General features: G+C 73.9%; 2 protein-coding genes and 1 pseudogene. All 3 read left to right on the top strand.

All coding sequences use genetic code 11. The features are described from left to right. Positions 1-760, top strand: a pseudogene (locus ACIY1X_RS19345) (hypothetical protein); the annotation flags it as partial. Between the two features lie 56 nt (positions 761-816). Continuing rightward, positions 817-1,338, top strand: coding sequence for an OmpA family protein (locus ACIY1X_RS19340; protein WP_399683628.1), 522 nt, complete (start codon positions 817-819; stop codon positions 1,336-1,338). Positions 1,339-1,379: 41 nt separating this feature from the next. Then, the gene (locus ACIY1X_RS19335; protein WP_399683625.1) at positions 1,380-4,472 is read left to right on the top strand and encodes a glutamate ligase domain-containing protein; all 3,093 of its coding nucleotides are present in this window, start codon (positions 1,380-1,382) and stop codon (positions 4,470-4,472) included. The last annotated feature ends 127 nt before the right edge of the window (positions 4,473-4,599 follow it).

The following is a 4,599-nucleotide window of genomic DNA, read 5'->3' as shown; positions in this document are numbered from 1 at the left end:
CGGTGTGCTGGGCGAGGACGGCGTCGTCGGTAGCCTGCTGGGCGGCGATCTGCTCGGTGGCGACCTGCTCGGCGGCGTGCTGGGCGAGAACGGCGTCGTCGGTGGCTTGCTGGGCGGCGATGCGCTCGGTGGCGACCTGCTCGGCGGTGTGCTGGGCGAGGACGGCGTCGTCGGTAGCCTGCTGGGCGGCGATCTGCTCGGTGGCGACCTGCTCGGCGGCGTGCTCGGCGAGGACGGCATCGTCGGCAACGTGATCGACACGGTCGCCGGCGAAGACGGCCTGGTCGGCAGCCTGCTCGGCGGCGACGCGCTCGGTGGCGATCTGCTCGGCGGCGTGGTCGGCGAAGGCAGCATCGTCGACAGCGTGATCGACACGGTCGCCGGCGAGGACGGTCTGGTCGGCAACCTGATCGACACGGTCGCCGGCGATGGCGGCCTGGTCGGCGGTCTGCTGGGCGGCGACGCGCTCGGCGGCGACCTGCTCGGCGGTGTGGTCGGCGAGGACGGCCTCGTCGGCAACCTGATCGACACCGTCGCCGGCGAAGACGGCCTGGTCGGCAGCCTGCTGGGCGGCGACGCGCTCGGCGGCGACCTGCTCAGCGGCGTGCTCGGCGAGGACGGCCTCGTCGGCAACCTGCTCGGCACCGTCGCCGGCGCCGACGGCGGCCTGCTGGCCCCGGTGACCAGCCTGCTGTCGGGCAACGAGAGTGGCGGCGCCCTGGCGCCGGTGGACAACCTCCTGCGCGGCCTGCTGGGCTGATGCAGCCAGCGCGGCCGCATCCGCGGCCGCGCGCTCCCCCTCCTGCGAGACGCAACATGACAGATCACCACCGACTCCATCACCGCCTGGCACCCCTGCTGGCGCTGGCCGCCGTGGTCGCCGGCTGCGCCAGCGGCCGCCCGGGCCAGGACGACACGAACTACTACTACTCCAACCGCCAGAGCCCGTCGACCGTGGCGCCAGTCGTGGCGCGGCCGGCGCCGATGCCGCGCGCGCCCGGCCCGCAGGGCGTGGCCCGCATCGTCTACTTCGACTTCGATCGCTTCGAGGTGAAGCCCGAATACCGGGACGTGGTGCAGGCGCACGCCGACTACCTGCGCAGCCGGCCCCAGGCGCGCGTGGTGCTCGAAGGCCACACCGACTCGCGCGGCGGCCGCGAGTACAACCTCGCGCTGGGCCAGCGCCGCGCGGATGCGGTGGCGCAGCGCATGCGCCTGGGCGGCGCCAACGGCGCGCAGATCGACACCATGAGCTGGGGCATGGAGCGGCCCGCGTCCAACGAGCTCACCGAGGCCGGGCACCAGCTCAATCGCCGCGTCGAATTCGTCTACCGCTGAGGTCGCCGCGGCCCATGTCCGCCCTGCCATCTCCTCCCGCCTTGGACGACCTGCCGGAAGGCAGGTCCGACGACGGCGCCGAGCGGACGCCGCTGGACCTGCAGCAGATGCTGCAGGCCTGCCGCGAGCGCATCGCCCCCGTCTGCACGGAGGTGCCGGCGCCCTTTCCGGCGTTCACGCTGATCTTCTCGGTGACCGACGGCCAGCGCCGCGCCCGCGTCACGCACGTGCGCGGCGACAGCTTCGACGACGCCTGGTCCGAAGGCGCCCGCCAGGTGCTGAAGGACGCCGGCGCGCGCGCCCTGGCCTCGCCCTGGCTGCGGGTGGACTGGGTGGAGGGCGTGAGCAAGCTGGCCTGGGGCCAGTTCGAGGCCCACCTGAAGAACGTCAAGCGCAACTACTTCCGGCTCGGCCTGGCGCTGGACGCCGGCTTCGACCGCCTGCTGACCGAGCAGGAGCTCAACGCCAACGCGATGCTCTACGCCGGCCCGCAGGTGGCGAGCGCGCAGTTCAACAAGAACAACTTCGAGATCTACCTGCGCACGCGCTTCCCGCACGAGCCCACGGCCGACTTCGACGCCGCGCGCGAGGTCTACCTGCTCGCCACCGCCGGCGTGTTCTGCCAGGACGACGGCGTGGTGCACCGGCTGGCCGGCCCCGGGCTGGACGCCGGCCGCCGCCAGATGCCGGCGCTCACCGCCCGCAGCACGCTGGCGCTGGTGGCCGGCGGCAGCGGGCACCTGGCGCGGCAGGTGCAGCCCAGCGGCCAGTTCGTCTACGGCCTGTTCCCCTGCTTCGACCGCCGCATCCCCGGCTACAACACGCTGCGCCACGCCAGCTCGCTCTACGCGATGCTGGAGGCCTGGGAGCTCACGCGCGATGCGGCGCTGATGCAGGCCATCGAGCGCAGCCTGGCCTTCATGTGCGGGCAGCTCATCCGCGAGCGCGTGCTGCCCGACGGCACCCACGCCGCCTTCCTGGTGGACGTGGCCGACGAGATCAAGCTGGGCGGCTGCGCCGTCTGCCTGCTGGCGCTGGCCAAGCACGCCGAGGCCACCGGCAGCCGCGAGTGGCTGGCGCTGATGGAGCGGCTGGCGCAAGGCATCGGCTTCATGCAGGACCGCGCCAGCGGCCGCTTCGTCCACGTGCTGCACGCGCACGACCTGTCGGTCAAGCAGGCCTCGCGCATCGTCTACTACGACGGCGAGGCCGCCTTCGGCCTGATGCGGCTGTACGCGCTGACGCGCGACCCCCGCTGGCTGCTCATCGTGGAGCGCGCCTTCGAGCACTTCATCGCCAGCCAGCACTGGCAGGCGCACGACCACTGGCTGAGCTACTGCGTGAACGAGCTGACGCGCTGGCGGCCGCGCGAGAAGTACTTCCGCTTCGGCATCCAGAACGTCGCCGGCTACCTGGACTTCGTGCTCGACCGCAAGACCACCTTCCCCACGCTGCTGGAGCTGATGCTGGCCGCGCGCCAGATGCTCGAACGGCTGCAGGAGCTGCCCGAACTGCGCCACCTGCTGGACGAGGTGGACCTGGACAAGTTCCATCGCGCGCTGGACTTCCGCGCGCACTACCTGCTCAACGGCGTGTTCTGGCCCGAGCTGGCGATGTACTTCCGGCGCCCGGCCTCCGTGGCCGGCGCCTTCTTCATCCGGCACCACTCGTTCCGCGTGCGCATCGACGACGTGGAGCACTACCTGTCCGGCTTCGTCGGCTACCACCGGCTGCTGGTGGCGCGCGAGGCGGCGACCCACGACGACGCCGTCGCCGGCGGGCAGTGGAGCGCCGAGGAACTGGCGCAGGCCGCCGGCGGCCGGTGGGTCGTGCCGCCGCCGCCGGGTTGGCGCGCCTCGGGCGTGGCGCCGCGCCTGTCGGCGCAGCGCAGCCACGTGCTGTGCGTGGAAGACACCGCGCGCAGCGGCCGCGGCGCGCTGGTGCGCTCGCTGCAGAGCGCGCTGCGGCCGGCCGCCGCCATCCTGTGCAGCGATGCCGCGCCGCACCTGCACCGCGGCACCCCGCTGCTGCAGGTGGACGACGTGGCCCGGGCGATGCTGGCGCTGGGCGCGCGGGCGCGGGCGCGCTACGAAGGCCCGGTGGCCGGCATCGTCAGCGCCGGCGAGCCCAGCCGCCTGGCCGCCCTGCTCGCGGGCGCGCTGGGCGTGCAGGGCCCGGTGGCCCAGCCCGAAGGCAACACGCGCACGCCCAAGGGCACGGCCTGGAGCCTGTGCTGCATGCCGCGCTCGGCCGCGGCGTGGGTGGTCGACGTCGGCCGTTCGCCGCCGCCGGCCCTGTTGCGGCTGCTGCAGCCCACGGTGCTGGTGCTGCCGCCGGCCGCCGCCGCGCCCGGCGAAAGCGCCGACGAGCATGCGCGGGCGCGCGGCTCGCTGATGCGCGGGCTGGCGCCCGGCGTGCACCTGGCGGTGGGCGACCCTCGCGATGCGGCAGCGCTGCGTGCTGCAGGCCACACCGGCCGCGTGCTGGCCTACGGCGAGCACGCCGACGCCCATGTGCGGCTGCTGGGCGTGCACCAGGGCGAGGTACGGCTGCTGGTGCAGGGCGTCCCGCTGCAACTGCACCTGAAGGCCGCCGGGCTGAACGTCGGCATCGACGTGGCCGCCGCGCTGGCGGCGGTACTGGCCCTCGGGCTGGCGCCGGCCGAGGCGCTGCGCGCGCTGGGCCGCTCGACGCAGGAGGACGAACTCGGACCCTTCCACCGCATCCCGGTGGGCGACGGCGCCTTCCACCTGATCGACCAGAGCTACGACGCCAACCCTGCTTCGATGCGCGCCGCGCTGGCCCTGCTGGGCCAGGCGCCCTGCCCGCCGGCGCAGCGCGTGGCCCTGCTGGGCGACATGCAGGGCAGCGGCCACATGGGCCAGGCCCAGCACGAGGCACTGGCCGAGCCGCTGCTGCAGGCGCAGCCCGACCGGGTGCTGCTGATCGGGCCGCTGATGCACTTCCTGCACCTGCGCATCAACGGCCGCGTGCAGTCCCACTGGTTCGCCGACGTGGCGGCGCTCTCCGACGCGCTGGGCGACATGCTGCGCCCGGGCGACTGGGTGCTGGCCAAGGCGTCGCGGCCCATGCGCCTGGGCCGCCTCACCCGCGCACTGAAGACGCTGGCATGACGACCGACTCCATCGCAGGCCGGCTCGAACGCCTGGGCATCCTCGACGCCCGCGAGGAGCCGGACCCGGCCTGGTACCGCGTGCTGCGCTTCGTGTGCATCTGGCTGTACCTGATGCTGTTCTGCGC

Origin of the sequence: Xenophilus sp. (genome assembly GCF_044462705.1) — a bacterium.
Lineage (GTDB): Bacteria > Pseudomonadota > Gammaproteobacteria > Burkholderiales > Burkholderiaceae_C > Xenophilus > Xenophilus azovorans.
This window is presented reverse-complemented; position numbering and strand designations above follow the sequence as displayed.

What these genes read in the sequence shown, in the direction of transcription:
- ACIY1X_RS19340 (WP_399683628.1), top strand. Translation starts at nt 817, where the DNA reads ATGACAGATCACCACCGACTCCATCACCGCCTGGCACCCCTGCTGGCG.